At 75.4% G+C, this 1,132-nt stretch carries 1 protein-coding gene and 1 pseudogene; both read right to left on the bottom strand.

Annotated elements, in window-relative coordinates; translation table 11 throughout:
- Window positions 1-534 (bottom strand): hypothetical protein (locus tag ACLBYE_RS30485; RefSeq protein ID WP_447697031.1); only part of this gene is annotated, 534 nt, incomplete at its 3' end.
- Between the two features lie 52 nt (window positions 535-586).
- Window positions 587-1,132 (bottom strand): annotated as a pseudogene (locus ACLBYE_RS30480) (hypothetical protein); the annotation flags it as partial.

The following is a 1,132-nucleotide window of genomic DNA, read 5'->3' as shown; positions in this document are numbered from 1 at the left end:
CTCGGCCGGAGCGGCGCGCGCCGTCGGGGCCGGCCGCGCGAGGCCCGCGTCGCGGGGGGCGGGTGCCTGGGACACCGCTGGCGCCCGCCGGCCCTCGCCCTCGGGCACCGTGATCCTGTAGGTGTAGGTGGCCTCCTCGCCGGTGACGAAGGTGACGATCACCGACACCGTGTCGTGGCCGGCGAAGTCGGGCCGGGCCGTGTAGTAGAGCGTCCGCGCGTCCCGCTCGACGTCCTGGCAGCCGTCCCGCGACGGGGTGCCGTCGATGTTCTGGCCGAGGACCAGGAACTCGCGCCGCTGCTCGATGCGGCCGCCGCGCGGGGGCGTGACCAGCTCGATCGCGGCCGCCGGAACGGACGGGCAACCCGGCCGGGTCTCGTGGGTGGCGTAGCCGTCGAGGCGGACCCGCTCCCCGGGCCGCGCGGTCACGCTCGTGGATCCCGCGAGCGCCGGTCCCGCGAGGCAGAGCCCCAGGAGGCCGACGAGGATCCCGGTGCCGCCGGCCCCTCCCGTCGTCGCAACGCGTCGTGCCATGGGATCCTCCTCGAGTTCGCGGGGCGGGCGGTTCCGGTCCGCGGCGAGAGCCTCACTTCGCGTCGCCGCGCGTCAGGACCGGCTTGCCGCCGTCGGTGCGGAACCGGACCGCGTAGGTGCTGTTCGCCGACTGGGCATTGCAGGTGATGACCACCGGGCCGCCCATCGGGTTGGGCATCTCGCAGGTGCCCTTGACCTTGAAGGTGGACTGGTCGCGCTCGGCGTACATCAGCTCGTCGACGGGCTGGTGCAGGGTGCCGCCCTCGACGAAGCCCTTGGCCGAGGCCATGAACGCCATGGCCTTGCCGTCGGTGGTGCCGAAGATGAACCCGGCCTTCGGGCTGCCGACGACGGAGGTGTTCACCGCCTCCGGGGCGCAGGTCGCGGTGAGGTCCTCCCCGTCCATCATCAGGGACTCGCAGCGGCCCTTGAAGGACAGCTTCAGGAACGTGCCCGGCGGCGGATCGCGCCCCTCCGCGCCGTCGCGCGGCGGAGGCGGCGCCTGTGCTGGCGCCTGTGCCGGCGGCGGCGACGGCGGCGTCTCGGGCGGGGCCGGAGCCCGGGCCTCGGCCGGCCGGTCGCGGGACGGCGCGGTCCC

The organism is Methylobacterium sp. A52T (assembly GCF_053346095.1).
The sequence above is the reverse complement of the archived record's forward strand: the minus strand, read 5'-3'. Positions and strand labels throughout refer to the sequence as shown.